At 45.6% G+C, this 21,997-nt stretch carries 16 protein-coding genes; 12 read left to right on the top strand and 4 right to left on the bottom strand.

Translation table 11 applies throughout. The features are described from left to right. Positions 1–17: 17 nt before the first annotated feature. The 9 genes from ICN22_RS07500 (at position 18) to xth (ending at position 9,626) form a co-directional block, all read left to right on the top strand. Positions 18–1,046: a YVTN family beta-propeller repeat protein gene (locus ICN22_RS07500; protein ID WP_216169704.1), complete on the top strand. Its 1,029-nt coding sequence runs from the start codon at positions 18–20 to the stop codon at positions 1,044–1,046. Positions 1,047–1,055: 9 nt separating this feature from the next. Continuing rightward, positions 1,056–1,826: a polysaccharide deacetylase family protein gene (locus ICN22_RS07495; RefSeq protein ID WP_216169702.1), complete on the top strand. Its 771-nt coding sequence runs from the start codon at positions 1,056–1,058 to the stop codon at positions 1,824–1,826. Between the two features lie 15 nt (positions 1,827–1,841). After that, positions 1,842–2,819: a sterol desaturase family protein gene (locus ICN22_RS07490; protein WP_216169700.1), complete on the top strand. Its 978-nt coding sequence runs from the start codon at positions 1,842–1,844 to the stop codon at positions 2,817–2,819. A 43-nt stretch (positions 2,820–2,862) separates the two neighbouring features. Next, on the top strand, positions 2,863–3,723 hold the full coding sequence (locus tag ICN22_RS07485) for an EI24 domain-containing protein (protein ID WP_255533896.1): 861 nt from the start codon (positions 2,863–2,865) through the stop codon (positions 3,721–3,723). Then, the gene (locus tag ICN22_RS07480; protein WP_216169696.1) at positions 3,716–4,579 is read left to right on the top strand and encodes a competence/damage-inducible protein A; all 864 of its coding nucleotides are present in this window, start codon (positions 3,716–3,718) and stop codon (positions 4,577–4,579) included. Before ICN22_RS07485 ends, ICN22_RS07480 begins: the two co-directional genes overlap by 8 nt. Before the next feature lie 197 nt (positions 4,580–4,776). Then, positions 4,777–6,192: a type I glutamate--ammonia ligase gene (glnA, locus tag ICN22_RS07475; RefSeq protein ID WP_216169694.1), complete on the top strand. Its 1,416-nt coding sequence runs from the start codon at positions 4,777–4,779 to the stop codon at positions 6,190–6,192. 11 nt (positions 6,193–6,203) lie between these two features. Continuing rightward, a complete protein-coding gene (gene glnL, locus ICN22_RS07470; RefSeq protein WP_216169692.1) occupies positions 6,204–7,340 on the top strand; it encodes a nitrogen regulation protein NR(II) in 1,137 nt (378 codons plus the stop codon). Beyond that, a complete protein-coding gene (gene ntrC / locus ICN22_RS07465) occupies positions 7,337–8,788 on the top strand; it encodes a nitrogen regulation protein NR(I) (RefSeq protein WP_216169689.1) in 1,452 nt (483 codons plus the stop codon). Before glnL ends, ntrC begins: the two co-directional genes overlap by 4 nt. Continuing rightward, a complete protein-coding gene (gene xth, locus ICN22_RS07460; RefSeq protein ID WP_216169687.1) occupies positions 8,781–9,626 on the top strand; it encodes an exodeoxyribonuclease III in 846 nt (281 codons plus the stop codon). The genes ntrC and xth overlap by 8 nt, the downstream gene beginning before the upstream one ends. Positions 9,627–9,635: 9 nt before the next feature. Here the strand turns inward: xth and ICN22_RS07455 are convergent, their stop codons facing one another. The 4 genes from ICN22_RS07455 to ICN22_RS07440 all read right to left on the bottom strand — a co-directional run bounded on the left by ICN22_RS07455 (position 9,636) and on the right by ICN22_RS07440 (position 15,891). Continuing rightward, complete coding sequence (locus tag ICN22_RS07455) at positions 9,636–11,780, bottom strand: M3 family metallopeptidase (RefSeq protein ID WP_216169685.1); 2,145 nt, start codon at positions 11,778–11,780, stop codon at positions 9,636–9,638. Between the two features lie 72 nt (positions 11,781–11,852). Then, complete coding sequence (gene folD, locus ICN22_RS07450) at positions 11,853–12,710, bottom strand: bifunctional methylenetetrahydrofolate dehydrogenase/methenyltetrahydrofolate cyclohydrolase FolD (RefSeq protein WP_216169683.1); 858 nt, start codon at positions 12,708–12,710, stop codon at positions 11,853–11,855. A 6-nt stretch (positions 12,711–12,716) separates the two neighbouring features. After that, positions 12,717–13,364: a response regulator transcription factor gene (locus ICN22_RS07445; RefSeq protein ID WP_216169681.1), complete on the bottom strand. Its 648-nt coding sequence runs from the start codon at positions 13,362–13,364 to the stop codon at positions 12,717–12,719. Positions 13,365–13,401: 37 nt separating this feature from the next. Beyond that, the gene (locus ICN22_RS07440; protein WP_216169679.1) at positions 13,402–15,891 is read right to left on the bottom strand and encodes a PAS domain-containing sensor histidine kinase; all 2,490 of its coding nucleotides are present in this window, start codon (positions 15,889–15,891) and stop codon (positions 13,402–13,404) included. A gap of 202 nt (positions 15,892–16,093) precedes the next feature. Here ICN22_RS07440 and aceE point away from each other — a divergent pair, with 202 nt between their 5' ends. From aceE to lpdA, 3 genes are read left to right on the top strand one after another with little or no spacing between them, the layout of a single operon-like run. Continuing rightward, on the top strand, positions 16,094–18,790 hold the full coding sequence (gene aceE, locus ICN22_RS07435; RefSeq protein ID WP_216169677.1) for a pyruvate dehydrogenase (acetyl-transferring), homodimeric type: 2,697 nt from the start codon (positions 16,094–16,096) through the stop codon (positions 18,788–18,790). A gap of 15 nt (positions 18,791–18,805) precedes the next feature. After that, positions 18,806–20,119 (top strand): dihydrolipoyllysine-residue acetyltransferase, encoded by a 1,314-nt coding sequence (gene aceF / locus ICN22_RS07430; RefSeq protein ID WP_216169675.1) that lies wholly within the window; start codon positions 18,806–18,808, stop codon positions 20,117–20,119. Between the two features lie 9 nt (positions 20,120–20,128). After that, positions 20,129–21,916, top strand: a complete 1,788-nt coding sequence (gene lpdA / locus ICN22_RS07425) for a dihydrolipoyl dehydrogenase (protein WP_216169673.1) — start codon at positions 20,129–20,131, stop codon at positions 21,914–21,916. Positions 21,917–21,997 lie beyond the last annotated feature (81 nt).

The following is a 21,997-nucleotide window of genomic DNA, read 5'->3' as shown; positions in this document are numbered from 1 at the left end:
TGCTTACAATACTAGACATGCAAACCTACATTAGTAAAGCCAAATTTGGCAGTATTTCAACCCTAGCTATTTTTGTCCTGACAGTGCTACTGAATGCTGCCAATGCTCAAGGTCCAAGCTCATCTGAGTCCAAGGCGGAGCCCAAGTTAGCGGTGGTCTTGAATTCTGGTGAAGCTACCGTCAGTCTGATTGATATGCCCAGCCGCAAAGTAATTAAGACAGTGCCGGTTGGAAAAGAGCCTCATCACTTGATGATGACCCCAGATCAAAAGACTTTGCTGATTGCCAATGCAGCAGGTAATGATGTTGTGCTGATGAATCCCACTACTGGTGAGTTGACTGGCAGGATACCGGACATCATTGATCCGTACCAAATTGGTTATTCGCCTAATCATAAGTGGTTTGTTGCAAACGGCAATCGCTTAGATAGGGTAGATGTCTATCACGCGCAGGGTGCAGATCTCAAGTTGGCTAAAGCAATTAAGCTGGGTAAGACGCCAAGTCATGTTGCATTTACAGCAGATAGCAAGATCGCTTTTATTACTTTGCAAGACTCGAATGAACTTGCGGCAATTGATTTGGATACCCAGACTGTCCTATGGAAGATCACCACGGGTAAAGTACCAGCAGGAGTCTGGATGACGCCTGGTGACCAATACCTATTGATTGGTATCACTGGTGAGGACTATGTTCAAGTCATTGATTGGAAAACCCGTAAAGAAGTAAAGCGAATCTTGACTGGTAAGGGTGCTCATAACTTCCGCCCCTTAGGCGATAAAAAACATGTGTTCGTAACTAATCGTATTGCGTCGAGCATCAGCATGATTAATATGCAAACCTTAGAAAAGACGGGCGATATCACTGGTCTGCCAGCAGGCCCCGATGATATGGAAATTACGCCCGATGGAAAAACCATGTGGGTCACACTTCGCTTTTCTAAAAAGGTGGGAGTGATTGATATTCCCTCGATGAAGTTAGTCTCGGTAATTCCTGTTGGAAGATCCCCTCACGGTGTTTTCTTTACGCCGCGTGCTAGCTGGGAATAGCTCAATTAGATGTATTTGAATGTGACCCTCGTTCGACTGACGGCATTCATTGTTCTGGCGGCATGCTTCTCGCTGGGTATTGCACAAGAGGCGAATTGTAAAAAAACGGTTTACCTGACTTTTGATACTGGCAATATGTCTGTAGCGCAAACGATTGCCGACATTTTGAATCGTCAAAATGTGAAAGCTACCTTTTTTCTGGCGAATGAAAAAACTAGTCGCGGTGATTTTTCTCTAGATGATTCTTGGAAATCCTATTGGCAAGATCGTGTTCGTGAAGGCCATCATTTTGGTAGCCATACTTATGACCATCTGTACTTTGTGAAGGATGGCCCAAACGGAGAGATCTTTGCAAAGCCACAGTTTGGGTCAAAGGCTGGAGTGGCAACTCTGTATAACGAGGCAGCTTATTGCCGAGAAATTCGGAGAGTGGATGAACGCTTTAAAGAGTTAACCGGCGCCAGTCTTCAAAAAATCTGGCGTGCCCCCGGCGGAAAAACATCACCCCGTTCAATTAGGATGGGTGATCAATGCACTTATCAGCATGTTGGCTGGAGTCCTGCAGGATTTTTGGGGGATGAGCTGAGTTCAGAGACGTTTCCTAACAAAGTACTGTTGGATAAGGCTAGTAGCCGACTTCAGGACGGCGATATCGCTATGGCGCATTTGGGCATTTGGTCGCGCAAGGATCCCTGGGCTCCAGCAGTTTTAGAGCAACTGATCCTGAATTTGAAAGCTCGGGGGTTTTGTTTTGCAACCCTGCCAAAACGCGATAAATAAGTGACAATTGAGCCTATGGACTCTAACCCCCTGACAGCCGCCATCGCATCAGCCTACGCTAGCGTTCAAGAATTCTTGTTCACCTATGTAGTCGGGCCAATTTTGTATCAATTTGACCTGATGTCGATGGCCGAGGATGTATTTGATGGTATCGACTGGTTTTTATTTGGATGCATTCAGATTTTCCTAATTGTGGTGATTCTTAGAGCTTGGGAGAGATTTTCCCCTGCCGAGATACAAGAGCGGTTTGCAAAGAGCTCTAAGGCGGATATTTTTTACACCCTATTTCATCGTCTAGGCATTTTTCATGGTCTGATTTTTATTGCCTTATCAGGATTGTTCTTTCAGCTTGATTCGGTCTTGCATGACTTTCGTTTTGGCAGACTGAATGTGGAGTCCTGGTGGCCGCCGCTTACATCCACACCCTTGGTGAGTTTTTTTATCTACTTTGTATTGCTTGATTTTGTGGAGTATCTATATCACCGCGCCTCTCATGTTTTTAATTGGTGGTGGCAATTACATGCCTTGCATCACAGTCAAACGGTGATGACTGCTTGGTCTGATGATCGTAATCACATCATTGACGACATCATGCATGCATTTGTGTTTTCCTTTTTTGCTCTATTGTTTGGCGTATCACCTAGTCAATTTATTGTGTTGGTGGTGTTGAGCCAACTTATTCAAAGCTGGCAACACGCTAATTTGAAGATTGATCTTGGCCCTTTTAAATATTTATTAATTTCTCCGATGTATCACCGGCTGCATCATGCGGTAGGTTACGGTCACGAGGCCAATAGTAAGCCAGGTGTTTTAGGGGGCTGTAACTTTGGCGTTTTATTTCCCTGGTGGGATATGATGCTCAATACTGCAATCTTTTCAAAAGAAATTCATCCCACTGGAGTCAGAGACTTAGTTTTGTCACCCAATGTATTGCAGCACCAGTGGCAGAGTCTCCTGCACTCGATTCGAGAAATCTTTCCCAAAGCAAAATAGAAGTTAGTAGTTCAAACAGTAGTAATGGAAATATATGAATAGCATGCAGCAAGTTTTTAAGTCTTTTGGCTTGGCTTTAGTGGGTACGATGCATCCCAAAATGCTATGGCTTAGTCTGCGACCATTTATGATCGTCTCGGTCTTGTGGGGCGCCTTAATTTGGCTAACTTGGACTCCAGCATTAAAGATGCTGAGTACTTTTCTGACGGCATCCATGTTTACTAGCTGGATTGCGGATGGTTTGATCTGGGTCGGTTTCGAGGGTGCACGTGCATGGATCGCACCGCTCTTCTTTGTGATGTTACTGATTCCTCTAATCTCAATTAGTTTGTTGGTTTTCATCGCTTTGACGACCGTGCCAACCATCGTCAAGGTGGTAGCGCGTCAACACACTTATAAAGACATTGTGAAGAAAAAGGGCGGTGGTTTGTTGGGTAGTTTTGTTTATACCCTTTGGTCTACTTTAATCTGCTTAGCCCTAGCAATGCTCACTTTGCCAGTGTGGTGGATACCACCACTGGTTGCTGTTTTGCCGCCATTGCTCTGGGGCTGGTTGACTATGCGCTTGATGTCTTACGATGTGTTAGCTTTGCATGCTACTGCAGAAGAGCGCGATATCCTTTTGCATCAACACCGTTGGCCGCTATTGCTTATGGGAATTATTTCCGGGATGTTGGGAGCGGTACCCACCTTTTTCTGGGCAACTTCTGCTTTAGCTTTAGTGTTATTTCCCATTGTTAGCTTTGTTGCGCTATGGATCTATTCTTTAATTTTTGTTTTCGCTGCACTCTGGTTTACACATTATTTACTTGAGACGTTAAAAGAATTACGTATCAATGAGTTGGATCGATCTTTAAATATTGAAGCGCGTGTTATTGATTCGGAGTTGCAGAGCCATGGTTGAGGTCTTAAAAAATCCGAGTCTCGAGGACTCCGAGGTGAACACTCGTCGTTTCGGTTTAATTGTCATTGGCGATGAAATTTTATCTGGTCGTCGTCAAGACAAGCATCTCAGTAAATTGATTGAGCTTTTAAATGAGCGCGGCCTCAGCTTATCTTGGGCTAAATATGTTGCAGATGATCCCGAGCAAATTACCGCTACCTTGAAAGATAGCTTCGCAAGTGGTGATGTGGTTTTCAGTACTGGGGGTATTGGAGCTACGCCTGATGACCACACGAGACAATGCGCTGCTTTAGCTTTGGGTACACAAACGCAATTACACGCAACTGCACAAGTGCTTATTGCAGGACGTATTCAGATCATGGCAGAGGGCGATCCCATGAAGGCTGATCTGAGTACTGCGGAAAATCAGCATCGCTTTAAGATGGGGGAGTTTCCAATTGGGAGTGACATCATCCCAAATCCCTATAACCAGATCCCTGGTTTTTCCATTCGTGAGCACTATTTTGTTCCTGGCTTTCCTGTCATGGCTGCGCCTATGATGGCGTGGTGCCTAGATACTTACTATCAGAATTTATTTCATCGCGGGAACTGGGCTGAGCAAAGCTTTATTGTTCCAAAAGGCATTGAGTCCGTCTTAACGCCCTTAATGGAGCGCATCGAGGTTTCTTATCCAGGCGTAAAGGTTTTTAGCCTCCCTTCGGTTGGCGATTCTTCCAGGGGCGGCGTCTATGCCGAGCGGCATATTGAATTGGGTATCAAGGGCAATTCGAGCTTTCTAGATGATGCTTGGGTTGCTTTGCGCACAGGAACAGAGGCTTTGGGCTATTCAATTCATGATATTTCAAAATCTGAATAAGCACTAATTTGGTGCAAATATAGTGATTTTAATGGTTTTGAGGGGCTTTTCAGCACTTAATTAGTGCAATAATGATTGTTCCCGTTTGTTTGCTTCAGTAAATTAGATACATCCCAAGGGCATATTTGATGCCTGGAATAAACAAGGGTGTACGCCTTAGATTTGTATTCCGAATTCAGTTAATAGAGGAGATTTGCATGACGAAGACCGTCGCTGATGTGATGAAGTTGGTTAAAGAGAAAGAATGTACTTTCGTTGATTTCCGCTTTGTAGATACAAAGGGTAAAGAGCAGCACACAACAGTACCTATTTCCCATTTTGACGAAGACAAGTTTGAGAGCGGTCACGCGTTTGACGGTTCATCTATTGCTGGTTGGAAAGGTATTGAAGCCTCTGATATGTTGTTGATGCCAGATCCAACAGCTTGCTACATCGACCCATTCTATGAAGAGCCAACATTGGTGATCACATGTGATGTGATCGAGCCTTCAGATGGCAAAGGTTACGACCGTGATCCACGTTCGATTGCTAAACGTGCTGAGTCCTATTTGAAGAGTACTGGTTTGGGTGATACAGCGTACTTTGGTCCAGAGCCAGAATTCTTTATTTTTGATGGCGTCCGTTGGGGTGCTGACATGCAAGGTTGTTTTGTTAAGGTAGATTCTGAAGAGGCTCCATGGTCTTCAGGTGCTGAAATCGAAGGTGGCAATACTGGACATCGTCCAGGTAAAAAGGGCGGTTACTTCCCAGTTGCTCCAGTAGATACATTCCATGACATGCGTTCTGAAATGTGTTTGATCCTTGAATCTTTGGGCATTCCGGTTGAAGTGCATCACCATGAAGTTGCTGGTCAAGGCCAAAACGAATTAGGCACTAAATTCAGTACATTGGTTCAACGTGCTGACTGGACTATTTGGCAGAAATACGTTGTTCAAAACGTTGCTCACGCATACGGCAAGACAGCCACATTTATGCCTAAGCCTGTCGTTGGCGACAACGGTTCTGGTATGCACGTTCACCAATCCATTTGGAAGAACGGCGAGAACTTATTTGCTGGTAATGGCTACGCAGGTTTGTCAGAGTTTGCATTGTTCTACATCGGCGGCATCATTAAGCACGCTAAAGCATTGAATGCGATCACTAACCCAGGTACAAACTCATACAAGCGTTTAGTACCAGGATTTGAGGCTCCAGTGAAATTGGCTTACTCCGCACGTAACCGTTCTGCTTCGATTCGTATTCCTCACGTTTCAAGCCCTAAAGGTCGTCGTATTGAGACTCGCTTTCCTGATCCATTGGCTAACCCATACCTCTGCTTCTCAGCATTGATGATGGCGGGTCTTGATGGCATTCAAAACAAGATTCATCCAGGTGAAGCTGCTGACAAGAACTTGTATGACTTGCCACCAGAAGAAGATGCAAAGATCCCAACCGTTTGTGCAAGCTTGGAAGAGGCATTGGAAGCTTTGAACAAAGACCGTGAGTTCTTGACTCGTGGCGGTGTCTTTACAGACTCTATGATCGACGCATATATCGCTTTGAAGATGGAAGATGTCACACGTTTCCGTATGACGACTCATCCGATCGAATTCGATATGTACTACTCCCTGTAAGCGAAGGAGAAATGTTGAGCGCAGGTCTGTTGCGCAATTCGTTCAAAGGGGCAGCTTCGGCTGCTCCTTTTTTTCCGACATTGCTTGATCAGATGCCCAATGCCGTCGTGGTATTTGAGGCTGATAACCAGCAATTGGTTTATGTGAATCCTGCAGCAGAGTCTGCGCTGGATCTCTCCCGTAAATCACTTGAGGGCCAATCTGTGCGCGAATTATTTGGATCTAATGAGGCTCTCAATCACATGATTGAAGAGGTTAAGGCAGGACACTTTTCTGCAAAACGACAGGAAATGATGTTGCATTCCTTGCCTGGTAGCATTCATCAAGAATCTATTCCTGCGCATGTAGTGGTAGCTAGTCTTGAAGATCCAACTCTCATCGTGATGGAGTGGTTTCCGATAGATCAGCAGTTACGTAGCGAGCGTGATGAGCGCGTAACACAGCAAGTTGAAGCAAATAAACAGTTAATGCGTAACTTAGCGCATGAAATCAAAAATCCTTTGGGTGGTATTCGTGGTGCCGCTCAATTGCTCGAGTTCGAGCTTCCAGAAAAGGGCTTGCGTGAATATACCCAAGTCATTATTAAAGAATCTGATCGCCTACAGAACTTAGTTGATCGACTGCTTGCGCCGCATCGCAAAGCGCATGCCATGGAGTCATTTAATGTTCACGAGGCGCTAGAGCGAGTTCGCAGCCTCGTATTGGCTGAGTTTCCTAAGGGGCTCAGAATCATTCGTAACTATGACACTAGTCTGCCTGATGTTTTGGGTGATCGAGAACAGTTGATTCAGGCCGTCTTAAATATTGCCCACAATGCAGCTCAAGCGCTTACCGAAGAAATTGCTCAAGGTACAGCTCAAATTGAGTTGAAGACGAGAGTAGCTCGCTCGGTGACTATTTCAAAGCAACGCTACAAGATGGCAATGGATCTGCATGTGATTGATAACGGGCCTGGTATCCCAGAAGATATTCGTGAGCGCATTTTCTTTCCCTTGGTATCTGGTAGAGATGGGGGCAGTGGTCTTGGCCTCACCTTGGCTCAAACTTTTGTACAGCAGCATCAAGGTTTTATTGCTTGTAACAGCCGTCCTGGACGGACTGATTTCCAAATTCAAATTCCTTACCGTAGGCAGGAGAAAGTATTATGAAACCCGTTTGGATCGTGGATGATGATCAATCTATTCGTTGGGTCTTAGAAAAGGCGCTTATTCGTGAAAATATTCCTCATAAGAGTTTTTCCAATCCCAATGATGTACTTGATGCATTGGAAAAAGATGCACCACAAGTATTGATCTCAGATATTCGTATGCCACGTGGCAATGGTTTGGATCTTTTGCAGAATGTAAAAGAAACCCATCCACTGCTGCCAGTCATCATCATGACTGCTTATTCTGACTTAGACTCAGCGGTCTCGTCTTTCCAGGGTGGTGCATTTGAATACCTCACTAAGCCATTTGATATTGATAAAGCGGTTGAGTTAATTCGTCGTGCCATGGAGCAGAGTGAACGTATCCAATCCGGCAATAAAGAGATGAATGGTTGGAGACAAGATTCCACTGAAATGATTGGCCAAGCCCCCGCGGTGCAGGAGGTCTTCAGGGCGATCGGACGTCTAGCTCAATCGCATTCCACAGTATTAATTACAGGCGAGTCTGGTACTGGTAAAGAGTTAGTAGCGCAAGCGTTGCACAAGCATAGTCCCCGTGCTAAAGGCCCCTTTGTTGCCTTTAGCACTGCAGCTGTTCCCAAGGACTTATTGGAGTCAGAGTTGTTTGGTCACGAGCGCGGTGCTTTTCCTGGAGCCTTGACTTTACGTCGCGGCCGTTTTGAGCAAGCTGATGGCGGCACCTTATTCTTAGATGAGATTGGTGAAATCTCATTTGATCTACAAACACGTTTATTGCGCGCTTTAACTGATGGCCATTTTTACCGTGTTGGTGGTCAAGATCCAATTAAAGCAAATGTACGCATCATTGCATCGACTCACCAAAACTTAGAGGCCAGAGTAGCTGCAGGCGCTTTCCGAGAAGATTTATTACACCGCTTAAATGTCATTCGTTTGCGCATGCCAGCATTACGTGAGCGTGCAGAGGATATCCCTGTTTTGGCACGGCATTTTATGTTGTCTTGTGCAAAGTCCCTGGGTGTTGAAGCTAAAAATCTTTCGGATGACGTGTTAAAAGAAATGAGCTCCATGCCATTTCCGGGTAATGTGCGTCAATTAGAAAACCTCTGCCATTGGTTGACGGTAATGACACCATCCAATGTTATTGGAGTCAGTGATTTGCCTGCTGATATTTTGGCAGAGGCCGGCGAACAATCGGCTCTGTTACAGGGTGAGTCGAACTCTAATGTGCAGCTTGCCGTTAAGACTGGCTCTGTTGATTGGGAGGGTGGTTTAGGTCGCCTTGCAGTCAAAATGTTACAGGATGGAGATTCAGAGGTATATGACGTGTTGTGCTCTAAATTTGAAAAGGCAGTACTGCAAGCCGCACTAGAGGTAACTCGTGGCAGACGTGTAGAGGCAGCTCAACGACTGGGCATCGGTCGTAATACCATTACCCGGAAATTGCAGGAGCTAGGAATTAATGACTGATTCAATCAGAATAGCTGCCTGGAATGTGAACTCTCTGAAGGTGCGTTTACCGCAGGTGCTCAAGTGGTTACAGGATCAAGAGCGGGCAAAAACACCTATCGATGCACTCTGTCTTCAGGAGCTTAAGCTAACTGATGATAAGTATCCGCATCAAGAGCTTGAAGAGGCAGGATATATTAGTATTGCTGCTGGGCAAAAAACCTATAACGGTGTGGCTATTATTGTTCGCAAAGCTGCCTTAGCGCCTATTGCTGCTGACCATGACACCACCTTTCTAAAGCCAGTGAGAAATATCCCGGCTCATGCAGATGAGCAACAACGCATCTTAGCGGCCACAGTGTGCTTTAAGGGAATGCAGCCTATTCGCCTAGTATCGGCATACTTCCCTAATGGACAGTCACCCGATAGCGATAAGTTCGTTTACAAACTAGGCTGGCTCAAAGCGCTAGAAAATTGGTTAAGAGAAGAATTAACTCAGAATAGCCGCTTAGCTCTTTTGGGCGACTTCAATATCGCACCCAATGATATCGACGTTCATGATCCCTCAAAATGGATCGGGCAAAACCTAGTTTCCCCAGAAGAGCGTAAAGCCTTCCAGCAACTACTGGAATTAGGCTTGACAGACTCTTTCCGAATGTTTGAGCAGGCGTCCAAATCATTTAGCTGGTGGGATTACCGCATGATGGGCTTCCGAAGAAACGCCGGTATGCGAATTGATCACATTCTATTAAGTGATGCCCTGAAAGAAAAGTGCAACTCAAGCATCATCGATAAAGAGCCGCGAACTTGGGAGCAGCCTTCGGATCACGCCCCAGTGGTTGCTGAAATTAAAGCTTAGATCTTATCTTTACTGAGTCACTAACTCAGTAACTAAGCCGCCGTGACGCAGTAGGGCATCGATGCTGGGCTCGCGGCCTCTGAATGCCTTGAATGATTCAGCAGCAGGACGGCTACCACCCACCTCCAGAATCTCTTGGCGATAGCGTAGACCTGTTTTTTCATCAAGAACGCTACCGGTTAGTTTGGCTGCTTCTTCAAAAGCTGAATAGACATCGGCAGAAAGTACTTCCGCCCATTTATAGCTGTAATAACCAGCAGCATAGCCACCAGAAAAAATATGGCTAAAGGTGTTGATCCAGCGAGAGATAGATGCCTGCGGTATGACATTAAATTGATCGGCAATGTTTCTGGATAAATCGAGCACAGCTTGTCCATGAGCACTCTTTGGATCAAAGCTGGCATGCAGACGCCAATCAGTGAGTGACATTACAACCTGTCGCAAAGTCATATAGCCATTTTGAAAATTCTTGGCAGCCAATATTTTTTCAAATAATTCACGAGGGAGTGGTTTTCCAGTTTCAGCATGCGCTGTCATTTTTTCCAAGACTTCCCATTCCCAGCAGAAGTTTTCCATGAACTGGCTTGGCAGCTCTACGGCATCCCACTCAACACCATTAATGCCAGATACACCTAATGCGCTGACTTGGGTTAGGAGATGATGCAGGCCATGACCACTCTCATGAAAGAGTGTGATCACATCATCATGGGTAATTGTTGGTTGGCGCAACACACTATTGACTTTGACAGGAGGTGCAAAGTTACAGACCAGATAAGCCACTGGAATTTGGATTTCTCCATTAGGCAATTCACGGCGACCGCGCGCATCATCCATCCAGGCTCCGCCACGTTTGCCTGATCTAGCATAGGGGTCTAGGTAAAAATAGGCCACTGTTTTGTCAGTAGCATTTTTTACTGAGAAGGACTGCACATCTGTATGCCAAGTTGGCAGATCAGCCTTTTCAATCTTCACGCCAAATAAAGTTTCAATGACTCCAAATAAGCCCTCCAACACTTTAGGTAAGGGGAAGTACTGTTTAAGTTCATTCTCAGAAAAAGAATAGCGCTCTTGTTTTAATCTCTCGGAAGCATAGGCAATATCCCAAGGCTCTAACCCATTGGCAATAGAGAGTTCAGTCTTGGCAAAGTCAGAAAGTTCTTGCCAATCCTTTAATGCAAAAGGTTTTGCTTTTTGAGCAAAATTCGTTAGGAAGGTATCGACTTCCTCAACGGTGCTTGCCATTTTAGGTGCCAAACTCAGATCGGCATAGTTTTTGAACCCCAGCATGTGCGCTTCTTCATCGCGTAGCTTTAATTGCTCAAGCATGTTTTGCGTGTTATCCCAATCAAGTTTGCCTTGAGAGTATTGCGGGGCTAGTTCAGAAGCTCGAGTCACATAGGCCTCATACATTAGGCAACGTAGTGATCGGTTCTCGGAGTACTGCATAACTGGGTAATAAGAAGGGAAGTGCAGTGAAAATGCCCAGCCCTGCAGATTCTTCCGTTGGGCAAGATCGGCTGCAGCGGCTACAGCATCTTCAGGTAAGCCAGTCAAATCGGCATCATCAGTAATGAGATGAATGAACTCATCAGTGGCATCTAAAACATGATCAGAAAAGGCCTTGCCGAGTAATGCTTGCTCATCTTGAATCTCTGCGAAGCGGGGCTTATCAGCATCACTTAACTCAGCCCCACCAAGGCGAAAGTCTCTTAATGAGTTTTCAATGACTTTTTTCTGAGCAGAATTGAGTTTCGAAAAGGCGCTATCTTGACTAAGGAGCTTAAACTTTTCATACAGCGCAAGATTTTGTCCCAAGCTTGAAAAGAAGGCGGTCACCTTAGGTAGCATCTCGCCATAAGCAGCGCGTAGCTCCGGCGTATCTCCGACGCTATTTAAGTGAGAAACAACACCCCATGACCGGCTTAGGGATTCAGTTGCATCCTCGAGAGGCTCTACTAAATCATTCCAGTTTGCAGGGGTGCTTGGGTCTACTGCATGATTCACTGCATATTGCGCCCGCTGCAAAAGGAAATCAATTGCCGGTGCAATGTTGGATGGCTTTACCTCGGAGTAGGCGCAAATACCTCTTCCGAATGCAATCAGTGGATTTTTCTGGAGTTCGGCAGAAGGCTTTGATGTGATTGATTTAGTCATCCCTATAGCTTACTGGACGACAGAAACTTTTGCTAATCAGGCCCTAAAAAAGACTTTAAGCGAAGGTGTCTATTAAGACGGCTTCGCAGCCTTTTCAGCTGCCTCTAAGGTATTCATGAGAAGCATGGTGATAGTCATAGGGCCTACGCCACCTGGTACTGGCGTAATCCAACCAGCAACATATTGAACGGCATCAAAATCAACGTCGCCACAAAGTTTTCCATCAGGCATGCGATTAATGCCCACGTCAATGACTACGGCACCATTTTTGACCATATCACCGATAATCATTTTCGGTTTGCCGGTCGCTACTACCAAAATATCGGCATCCTTGGTATGGTGCGCTAAGTCACGAGTCTTGCTATTGCAAATAGTGACTGTTGCACCTGCTTGAAGCAAGAGCATGGCCATCGGTTTGCCAACAATATTAGATGCGCCCACGATTACCGCACGTGCACCACGAATGGGGTATTCAATACTCTCCAGAATTTTCATGCACCCATAAGGAGTGCAGGGCTTAAATTCTGGCTGGCCCACCATGAGGGCACCAGCATTGGCTACGTGAAAACCATCCACATCCTTTTCTGGGGCAATTGCCTCTAGTACACGTTCAGCAGCGATGTGTTCAGGTAGTGGTAATTGAACCAAGATGCCATGGATCGCTGGATCAGCATTCAGAATGGCAATGCGAGCAAGTAATTCTTCTTCACCTAACTCTGCGGAATAGCGCTCAAGCACAGAGTGGAAACCAACGTCTTCACAGGCTTTTACTTTATTTCTGACATAAACCTGGCTGGCAGGATTTTCGCCAACAACGATGACTGCTAAACCTGGTCTAACACCCTTAGCGGTAACAATTGCTCCACGTGCAGCAATTTCAGTACGTAATTTTTTAGATAGCGCAACGCCATCGAGTAACTGTGCAGGCATAAAAAATTAATTGGGTTGTGGATCAGAAAGGGCAAGACGGAGAAGATCTGCAACGGTATTTACGTTGAGCTTTTCCATAATATTCGCACGATGAGCCTCTACAGTTTTGATCGAGATACTCAAATCATCTGCGATTTGTTTATTCAAGCGACCGGCTACGATGCGCTCAAGCACTTGGCGTTCACGCCCAGTGAGTTTGCTCAAGAGGCTTTGAGTGATCTTGCGCTGACTTGCTTGGGAGTAATCAATGCGCGCTTTACCAAGCATGCGATCTACTAAGCCGCAGAGATCGTTTTCTTTGAATGGTTTTTCGATAAAGTCGACCGCACCACGCTTCATAGTAGAAACTGCCATCGATACATCGCCATGACCAGTAATGAAGGCAACCGGCATGGGTAGGTTTTCACTAATCAGGCGCTCTTGTAATTCTAGGCCAGACATTCCGGACATGCGGACATCCAGAATGGCGCAAGAGATAGTTGATTTATCAGTACTTTGGAGTGATTGCAAGAAACGCTCAGCACTAGCATGACAGCGAACAACATAACCATTGCTTTCGAGTAGCCAGGTGAGAGAGTCGCGGACTGCCTCATCGTCATCTACAACATAAACTACTTCAGCTTGATTGGGTTTGGTGGCAGTACTGATATTCATATTAGCTCTCGCAGATAAATCTAAAAAATTACATAAATTAAATATTGTCCTGAGAGCCCGGAGACTCTAAGGGTAAGAGTATTGTAAAGGTGCAGCCCGACAACTTTGTATGTTCAGCATCCATCAGATTGGTTGCCCAAAGACGACCCTGATGGGACTCAATCACCGATCGACAAATATTCAGACCCATCCCCATACCATCGCTTTTGGTGCTAAAAAAGGGCTCAAACATGCGTTCAATCACTGATTTTGCAATTCCGGCACCTGTATCTCTTACCTGAATACGCAACATGGCGGGGAAGGTGCTGGTATCTAAATCCGCTGAAATCCGCACGGGGGGAGCCGACCAGCGCGAGGAAAGGGGGTAAACCTCTCTCATACTGTCAAGAGAGTTTTTCAACAGATTGACTAAAACCTGCAGAATTAAGACTGGATCTAAGTCGACTGCAGGAAGATTTTCAGCAATTTCAGTATTGATACTCAAGCGATGGCGGTGGGCTTCAATTTCCACTAATCCAACGGCATCATGAATAATTTCAGCAATGTCGCAAGACTTTCTTTGCGGTTCACTACGTTTTACAAAGCCTTTAATACGCTGAATGATCATGCCAGCGCGATGAGCCTGATCAGATGCTTTTTCTAGCGCGGGAATAATATCTTTTTGCAAGGCGGGTTCAAGTTGGCCTTGCAAGCGCTTTACGACACCCATGCAGTAGTTCGAAATTGCAGCTAGCGGTTGATTTAATTCATGGGCTAAGGAAGAAGCCATTTCACCCATGGTTGTTAGTCGGCTAGTAAATTGCATCCGCTCTTCTTGTTGCCGAGCTAAGTCATCAGCTTCGACACGCAAGGTAATATCCGTGGCAATTAATAATTGTGCTAAGTGACCATCTACCCACGGGACATTACGTCTGCGAACTTCATACCATTTTGAAATTCCTGATGCCTCATCTAGCAATTGAATTTCTTCTGATTCAGTTTCTTGGTAGGGTGATAGGGGTGAAATTGTTTCGGCTATCTTATCGCTACCAGCCAATTCAAAGTGACCCTTAGCAGTATTGCCAAAGCGCTCACGATAGAGGCGATTTGTAAATAATAGTTCACCGTTCTCATTTGATACTACTGAAACTGCAGCATCAAGCCCTTCAAGTACAGCAACAAATCGGTCTTGAGAAGCTGCTAATTCTTCTCGAATTTTCTTAGGCTCTGAGATATCAATTAATGAAGTGACCCAGCCAGTTTGTTGACCCTTTTCATTTACGAGGGGTGCAATAAATGTACGCGTCTGAATGACTGATCCATCTCTGTGAAGAATTGAGCCCTCAATCCCAATAGTTCTTTCTTCACTCAGCGCTATTTTGAGAGCCTTATTCATTTTATCGGTCAGCTCATTTTTCTGGCCTTCAGGCCAGAAAGCAAAGGGCGGGCTCAGTCCAATGAGTTCTTTGGCAGACCACCCCGTCATTTCACAAAATGCGGGATTCACATAAGTAATCACTCTATTCATATCATGCGCACGGATCCCTACTGGGGTGGAATTTTCCATTGCACTACGGAAATTGGTTTCTGCCCGAAGATTTGCTTCAGCCTCTTGCCTAACCTGCATCTGTTTGAGAACGGACCATAAGCTCCAAATCACAAATGCGCTCAAGCCAAGCACAACGCCAATTAACATTCTAAAAGTTAAATTCGTTGCTGGTGGGTAGGTATCAATACGTAGACTTAAGTTTGGACTGAGAACTCCTATATCTAAACTAGTTTGATTGCTAAACGCACGCTTTGGTGTATTTTTATCGGAAGAGATCGCTAGGACTCTGTCATCATCTGTAATTAATGTGAAGCGATATTGGCCTTTGAGCTCACCAGGAATCATTTCAAGCATGCCCTGTGTGGTGTATAGAACAGCTACCATGCCATTAACTTCATTACCAGAAATCTGGGGAACTGTTTGCCAAAATACGTTACGAATTTCTTTTGAGATGACTTCATCGCTTGGAACTTCGAGGGTCATGAACTGACTAAAAGCAGGCCTGCTTGTTGCTGAACTGAGCTCAAGAGTCTTTCTTAAGCCTTGGTTGATAGTTTCAGCGTTGACATTCTTATTGAACCACTCGGTTCTTAAGTTATCTAGTGGAATTCTCCACTGTCGTTGACCTACTTTATCAATCCAAACGATTTGTGCAATTTCATGATTACTTTGTAATAAATTTTCAGCCTGAATAAAGAAGTTTTCTTTTGCCTTGAATGATTCGCCACCACTTACATAATCACGTCCAAGAGACTGAAGAACGTCGGTATTGTTTGCAAACCTTAATTGGATGCGTTGCTTTGCAAAAGAGAGCTCTCTAAATAGAGCAGCTTCTTGCTGACTCTTTTCCTGCAACTGCAGGGTGCCCATAATGATGCCCATTACTACGGTAAATAGAACGATGGCTATTAGGGGTGTATAGACAAGCTTAAATCCCCGTATTCGACGGAGCCACTTTACGGGCGAGAGCTGCCAGAAAGACAATGCTATTTTTTTCATGTAATCTGCTTATTTTGCCCTATAGATGGGCTTTAGCGGCCTATTTCATACTTTGGCTTATTTGAATGCGATGCAACAAAATATCACATAGTGATAAATACTATCATTATGTGGAAAATTGCTTGTTTACACCCATAGACCTTCCTAGAATATTACCTATACAGTAAATCAATAAAAACGATGTAACAAATGGAGGCAGTTTATGGCAGCGGTTCCAGAACAAATTTTGGGTAGCGCAGGAAAACAAGATGCTGATCCAGGTGAAACCCAAGAGTGGTTACAGGCCCTCGATGGTGTGATTCGGAACGAGGGTCCAGAGCGTGCTGCTTATCTGATTGATCAGCAAATTTCTCATGCTCGAGTCAATGGAGTAAATCAAGCCTTTCATGCTGAAACTCCTTACATCAACACAATCCCTGTAGAGCAGCAAGCACGTCTACCAGGCGATCAAAATGTCGAGCACCGCATCCGTTCCTACACACGTTGGAACGCAATGGCTATGGTCTTGCGTGCTAATAAAGATACCAACGTTGGTGGTCATATTTCTTCTTTCCAGTCAGCGGCAACTCTATATGACGTCGGCTTTAACCATTTCTGGCATGCACCATCTCCTGAGCATGGTGGCGATTTGATCTTTATTCAAGGACATTCTGCCCCAGGTGTTTATGCTAGAGCTTATATGCTCGGTCGCTTATCGGATGAGCAGCTGAATAACTTCCGTCAAGAAGTGGGCGGCAAAGGGATCTCTAGCTATCCACATCCTTGGTTGATGCCAGATTTTTGGCAGTTTCCTACAGTGTCGATGGGTCTTGGCCCAATTATGGCTATTTATCAGGCACGCTTTATGCGCTACATGCAGGATCGTGGATTCATTAAAGCTGAAGGTAGAAAAGTTTGGGCCTTCCTCGGTGATGGTGAAACTGATGAACCAGAATCACTCGGCGCCATTGGTATGGCCGGCCGTGAAAAATTAGATAACTTGATTTTTGTGGTGAACTGCAACCTACAACGTCTTGATGGACCAGTACGCGGAAACGGCAAAATTATTCAAGAACTCGAAGGTGAATTCCGTGGCGCCGGTTGGAATGTAATCAAGGTAGTTTGGGGTGGTCATTGGGATGCATTGTTTGCTCGCGACAAAAAAGGTATCTTGATGCAGCGTCTTGGTCAGATCGTCGATGGTGAATATCAGACCATGAAAGCCAAGAGTGGTGCCTACGTGCGCGAAATCGTTTTCAACACACCAGAGTTAAAGGCACTAGTCAGCGACTGGAGTGATGACGAGATTTGGCAGCTCAATCGTGGTGGCCATGATCCCCATAAAGTATTTGCATCTTTTTACTCCGCTGTAAATCACAAGGATCAGCCAACTGTTATTTTGGCTCACACTATTAAAGGTTATGGCATGGGTGGCTCGGGCGAGGCGATGAATATTGCCCACCAAGCGAAGAAGATGAATGCGGATGATGTACGTCGTTTCCGCGATCGTTTTGAGATCCCCGTAAAAGATGAGCAGCTAGATGAAATGCCCTTAGTGAAATTTGCTGAGGGAAGTCCAGAGCTTGAGTATATGAAAGCTCGCCGTCAAGAGTTGGGCGGCTATTTGCCACAGCGTCGCATGAAGGCTGAGAGCTTGCCTGTACCTGCGCTTGAGGTATTCGCACCATTGCTAGAAGCAACTGCCGATGGCCGTGAGATTTCCACAACGATGGCTTTTGTTCGCATATTAAATACGATCGTGCGCGACAAGGTTTTGGGTAAGCGGGTTGTCCCGATCGTTCCAGATGAGTCACGTACTTTTGGTATGGAAGGCATGTTTCGTCAATTAGGTATTTGGAATCAGCTAGGTCAGCTTTATACCCCAGAAGATCATGATCAATTGATGTTCTATAAAGAGGACAAGACTGGTCAGATTTTGCAAGAGGGCATTAATGAAGCGGGTGGTATGTGCGATTGGATCGCTGCCGCCACTTCATACTCAACGCATGGCGTACCGATGTTGCCTTTTTATATCTTCTACTCGATGTTTGGTTTCCAGCGGATTGGCGACCTCTGTTGGGCTGCTGGTGATATGCGTAGTCGTGGATTCTTATTAGGCGGCACTGCCGGTAGAACGACTTTGAATGGTGAAGGTCTTCAGCATGAAGATGGTCATAGTCAAGTATGGAGTGCTTCAATTCCAAACTGTATTAGCTATGACCCCTCATTCTCATTTGAAGTAGCGGTAGTCATTCAGGATGGTATGCGCCGCATGTTGGCTGAACAAGAAGATGTGTACTACTACATCACTTTGATGAATGAGAACTACGCTCATCCAGCTATGCCAAAAGGTGCAGAACAAGACATCATTAAGGGTATGTACAAACTCAAGTCGGTTGGCGATGCTAATGCGAAATTGCGTGTACAGCTTTTAGGTTCAGGAACCATTTTCCGCGAAGTCATCGAGGCTGCTGAAATCCTACATAAAGATTGGGGTGTCGCTTCTGATTTGTGGGGCTGCCCAAGCTTTACTGAACTAGGTCGTAATTGGAATACGGTGCATCGCAATAATCTGCTGAACCCAACTGCAGCACCTGCTTTATCTCATGTAGAGCAGTGTCTCAAAGATACTGCGGGACCAATCATCGCTGCTACTGATTATGTTCGTTTGTTTGCTGAGCAAATTCGCCCAGCCATTCAGCACCTTGGCCGTCGCTTTGAGGTGCTAGGAACCGATGGTTTTGGTCGCTCCGATACCCGTGAAAAACTACGCGATTTCTTTGAAGTGGATCGCCGTTGGGTTGTTCTCACAGCTTTGCGCTCATTGGTAGACGCTGGCCAGCTTGATCGCCAAAAGTTAGCCGAAGCGATTCAGAAGTACGGCATTGATACCACTAAGCCAAACCCAATGACGGTTTGATAAGAGACAGATACTATGAGCCAACTAATTGATATTAAAGTCCCTGATATTGGGGATTACAAAGATGTGCCTGTCATCGAGGTATTGGTAAAAGCCGGCGATCGTGTTGAGAAAGAGCAGTCTATTGTTGTTCTGGAGTCAGACAAGGCAACCATGGACGTTCCCTCATCGTACTCCGGTCTTGTGAAAGAAGTTAAGGTTAAGGTGGGTGACTCTATTTCAGAGGGCGCCATTGTTCTAGTGCTTGAAGAGAGTGGCGCAACTGCAGCTCCAGCCGCTACACAAACTGCTGCCGCTCCCGCAGTAGCGAAAATCGAACCTGCTGCTACACCAGCCCCAAAAGTAGAGCCACCAATTGTGCGTGCACCAGCACCACCTCCTGTTAGCGCTACCCCGATTGAAGTAGATCCAACAGCTAGTCACGCAAGTCCTTCAGTTCGTAAATTTGCTCGTGAACTTGGCGTTACGGTTCATCAAGTTAAAGGCTCTGGTCCGAAGGGCAGAATCACCCAAGAAGACGTGCAGGCTTTTGTAAAGGCTGCAATGAGTGGTGGTGCCGGTAGCGCATCGACCGCATCTGGCGGAAGCTTAGGCGGCCTTAATCTGATTCCTTGGCCAAAAGTGGATTTCTCTAAGTTTGGAGAAACCGAACGTCAGCCACTCAATCGCATTAAGAAATTGACCGCAGCAAACCTCGGTCGTAACTGGGTGATGATTCCTGCTGTGACATATCACGAGGATGCGGACATTACTGAGCTCGAGGCATTTAGGGTTCTGACTAACAAAGAGAATGAAAAGCAGGGCCTCAAAATCACCATGCTGGCTTTCTTGATGAAAGCTGCTGTTGCTGCTCTCAAGAAGTACCCAGAGTTCAATAGCTCTATTGATGGCGATGACTTGGTATTGAAGAAATACTTCAATATTGCATTTGCCGCTGATACGCCAAATGGTCTAGTGGTACCAGTGATTCGTGATGCAGATAAAAAAGGTATTTTTGAACTTGCTCGTGAAACTTCAGAGTTAGCCGCGCTAGCGCGTGATGGAAAACTAAAGCCAGATCAAATGCAAGGCGCCAGTTTTACTATCTCTTCATTGGGTGGTATTGGTGGTACCTATTTTTCACCCATCGTAAATGCACCTGAGGTGGCAATCTTAGGCGTAAGCAAAGCTGCTATGAAGCCAGTATGGGATGGCAAGCAATTTGTACCGCGCTTGATTTGCCCATTGTCACTCAGTGCGGACCATCGTGTGATTGATGGTGCTTTGGCAACACGTTTTAATGTCTATATCGCTCAGCTGATGTCCGACTTCCGTCGCGCGGCGCTTTAAGGAAAAGATATGGCCAAGCAAATTATTCTCGTACCGGATATTGGTGATTATTCAGATGTGCCAGTGATTGAAGTACTCATTAAAGTGGGTGATGTGATTGAAAAAGAGCAGCCACTACTCGTTCTAGAATCTGACAAAGCTACGATGGAAATTCCAGCCGATGTAGCTGGAACTGTTCTGAGTATTTCAGTCAAAGCTGGCGATAAGGTTGCTAAAGGTAGTGTGGTAGCTGAAATTGAAGTGGGGGCGGCAACAACTGCACCTCAAGCTTCTGCGCCTGCAGTCTCAGCAGTTCCTCCTCCAGTAGCAGCAGCTGTCATCAGCGCTCCTATTGCTGGTCAATACAGCGGCAAAGTGGATCATGAGTGCGAATTGCTTGTCTTAGGTGCAGGTCCGGGTGGTTATAGTGCCGCATTCCGAAGCGCGGATTTGGGTATGAGCACTATTTTGATAGAGCGCTATTCAACTTTAGGCGGTGTTTGCTTAAACGTGGGTTGTATTCCTTCGAAAGCCTTACTACATACAACCGCAGTGATGGATGAAGTGAAGACGATGTCTAAGCATGGTATTAGCTATGGCGCCCCCAAGATTGAAATTGATCAATTGCGTGGCTATAAAAATTCAGTCATTGCCAAGTTAACGGGTGGATTGGCCGGCATGGCAAAAGCCCGTAAAGTTAGTGTAGTACGTGGATTAGGCCGATTCTTAGATGCTAATCACGTAGAAGTGGAGTTAACTAAGGGTGATGGCCAAGATTTAACAGGCCAAAAAGAAGTGATTCACTTTCAGAAGGCAATCATTGCAGCAGGAAGTCAGCCAGTAAAACTGCCATTCTTGCCAGAAGATCCTCGGATCGTAGATAGCACTGGCGCCTTGTTACTCAAGAGTATTCCAAAGCGCATGTTAGTCATCGGTGGCGGCATTATTGGTTTGGAGATGGCGACTGTTTACAGCACACTAGGCTCCCGTATCGATATTGCTGAAATGATGGATGGCCTCATGGCGGGTGCGGATCGTGATTTAGAAAAGGTATGGGAGAAATTTAATGCCGGCCGTTTCGAAAAGATCATGCTAAAGACTCGCGCCTCTAAAGCTGAAGTTAAGCCCGATGGTATCGCAGTGAGCTTTGAAGGTGAGGGCGCTCCCTCAGAGCCGCAGACTTACGACTTAGTCTTGGTTGCAGTTGGACGCACGCCGAATGGCAAGAAGATTGATGCAGTAGCTGCAGGCGTTGTTGTAGATGAGCGCGGCTTTGTTCCTGTCGATAATCAAATGCGCACTAATGTGAACAACATCTTTGCGATTGGCGACATTGTTGGTCAACCTATGCTTGCGCACAAAGCAGTACATGAGGGCCACGTTGCTGCTGAAGTTGCTGCAGGTGAAAAATCCTACTTTGATGCCAAGCAGATTCCATCGGTTGCATATACTGACCCAGAGGTGGCCTGGGCTGGTTTGACCGAAGAGCAGTGTAAAGCTCAAGGGATCGCCTACGAAAAAGGTTTATTTCCGTGGGCAGCTAGTGGTAGAGCTATTGCCAATGGTCGTGATGAAGGTTTCACTAAACTGATTTTTGATGCGACCAGCAAACGTATTATTGGTGGCGGTATCGTTGGTACACATGCTGGCGATTTAATTGGCGAAGTGTGTCTTGCCATAGAGATGGGTGCTGATGCTGTGGATATTAGCAAAACGATTCATCCGCATCCAACTCTAGGGGAATCTGTTGGCTTAGCTGCAGAGGCTGCTCTTGGTCACTGCACTGATTTACCACCAGTAAAGAAGAAGGCACATTAATCTTCTTCGTTTCGCAAAAAAGCCTCGATCAAAATCGGGGCTTTTTTGTACATCTTTGCAATAAGAGTAATGTAGTCATTA

It is taken from the genome of Polynucleobacter bastaniensis (assembly GCF_018882205.1).
GTDB lineage: Bacteria > Pseudomonadota > Gammaproteobacteria > Burkholderiales > Burkholderiaceae > Polynucleobacter > Polynucleobacter bastaniensis.
Note: the sequence above shows the minus strand (reverse complement) of the source record. Positions and strands in the feature narration are given on the sequence as shown.

Coding starts and splice junctions, on each gene's coding strand:
- ICN22_RS07500 (WP_216169704.1), top strand. CDS start 18: ATGCAAACCTACATTAGTAAAGCCAAATTTGGCAGTATTTCAACCCTA.
- ICN22_RS07495 (WP_216169702.1), top strand. CDS start 1,056: ATGTATTTGAATGTGACCCTCGTTCGACTGACGGCATTCATTGTTCTG.
- ICN22_RS07490 (WP_216169700.1), top strand. CDS start 1,842: ATGGACTCTAACCCCCTGACAGCCGCCATCGCATCAGCCTACGCTAGC.
- ICN22_RS07485 (WP_255533896.1), top strand. CDS start 2,863: ATGCAGCAAGTTTTTAAGTCTTTTGGCTTGGCTTTAGTGGGTACGATG.
- ICN22_RS07480 (WP_216169696.1), top strand. CDS start 3,716: ATGGTTGAGGTCTTAAAAAATCCGAGTCTCGAGGACTCCGAGGTGAAC.
- glnA (WP_216169694.1), top strand. CDS start 4,777: ATGACGAAGACCGTCGCTGATGTGATGAAGTTGGTTAAAGAGAAAGAA.
- glnL (WP_216169692.1), top strand. CDS start 6,204: ATGTTGAGCGCAGGTCTGTTGCGCAATTCGTTCAAAGGGGCAGCTTCG.
- ntrC (WP_216169689.1), top strand. CDS start 7,337: ATGAAACCCGTTTGGATCGTGGATGATGATCAATCTATTCGTTGGGTC.
- xth (WP_216169687.1), top strand. CDS start 8,781: ATGACTGATTCAATCAGAATAGCTGCCTGGAATGTGAACTCTCTGAAG.
- ICN22_RS07455 (WP_216169685.1), bottom strand. CDS start 11,780: ATGACTAAATCAATCACATCAAAGCCTTCTGCCGAACTCCAGAAAAAT.
- folD (WP_216169683.1), bottom strand. CDS start 12,710: ATGCCTGCACAGTTACTCGATGGCGTTGCGCTATCTAAAAAATTACGT.
- ICN22_RS07445 (WP_216169681.1), bottom strand. CDS start 13,364: ATGAATATCAGTACTGCCACCAAACCCAATCAAGCTGAAGTAGTTTAT.
- ICN22_RS07440 (WP_216169679.1), bottom strand. CDS start 15,891: ATGAAAAAAATAGCATTGTCTTTCTGGCAGCTCTCGCCCGTAAAGTGG.
- aceE (WP_216169677.1), top strand. CDS start 16,094: ATGGCAGCGGTTCCAGAACAAATTTTGGGTAGCGCAGGAAAACAAGAT.
- aceF (WP_216169675.1), top strand. CDS start 18,806: ATGAGCCAACTAATTGATATTAAAGTCCCTGATATTGGGGATTACAAA.
- lpdA (WP_216169673.1), top strand. CDS start 20,129: ATGGCCAAGCAAATTATTCTCGTACCGGATATTGGTGATTATTCAGAT.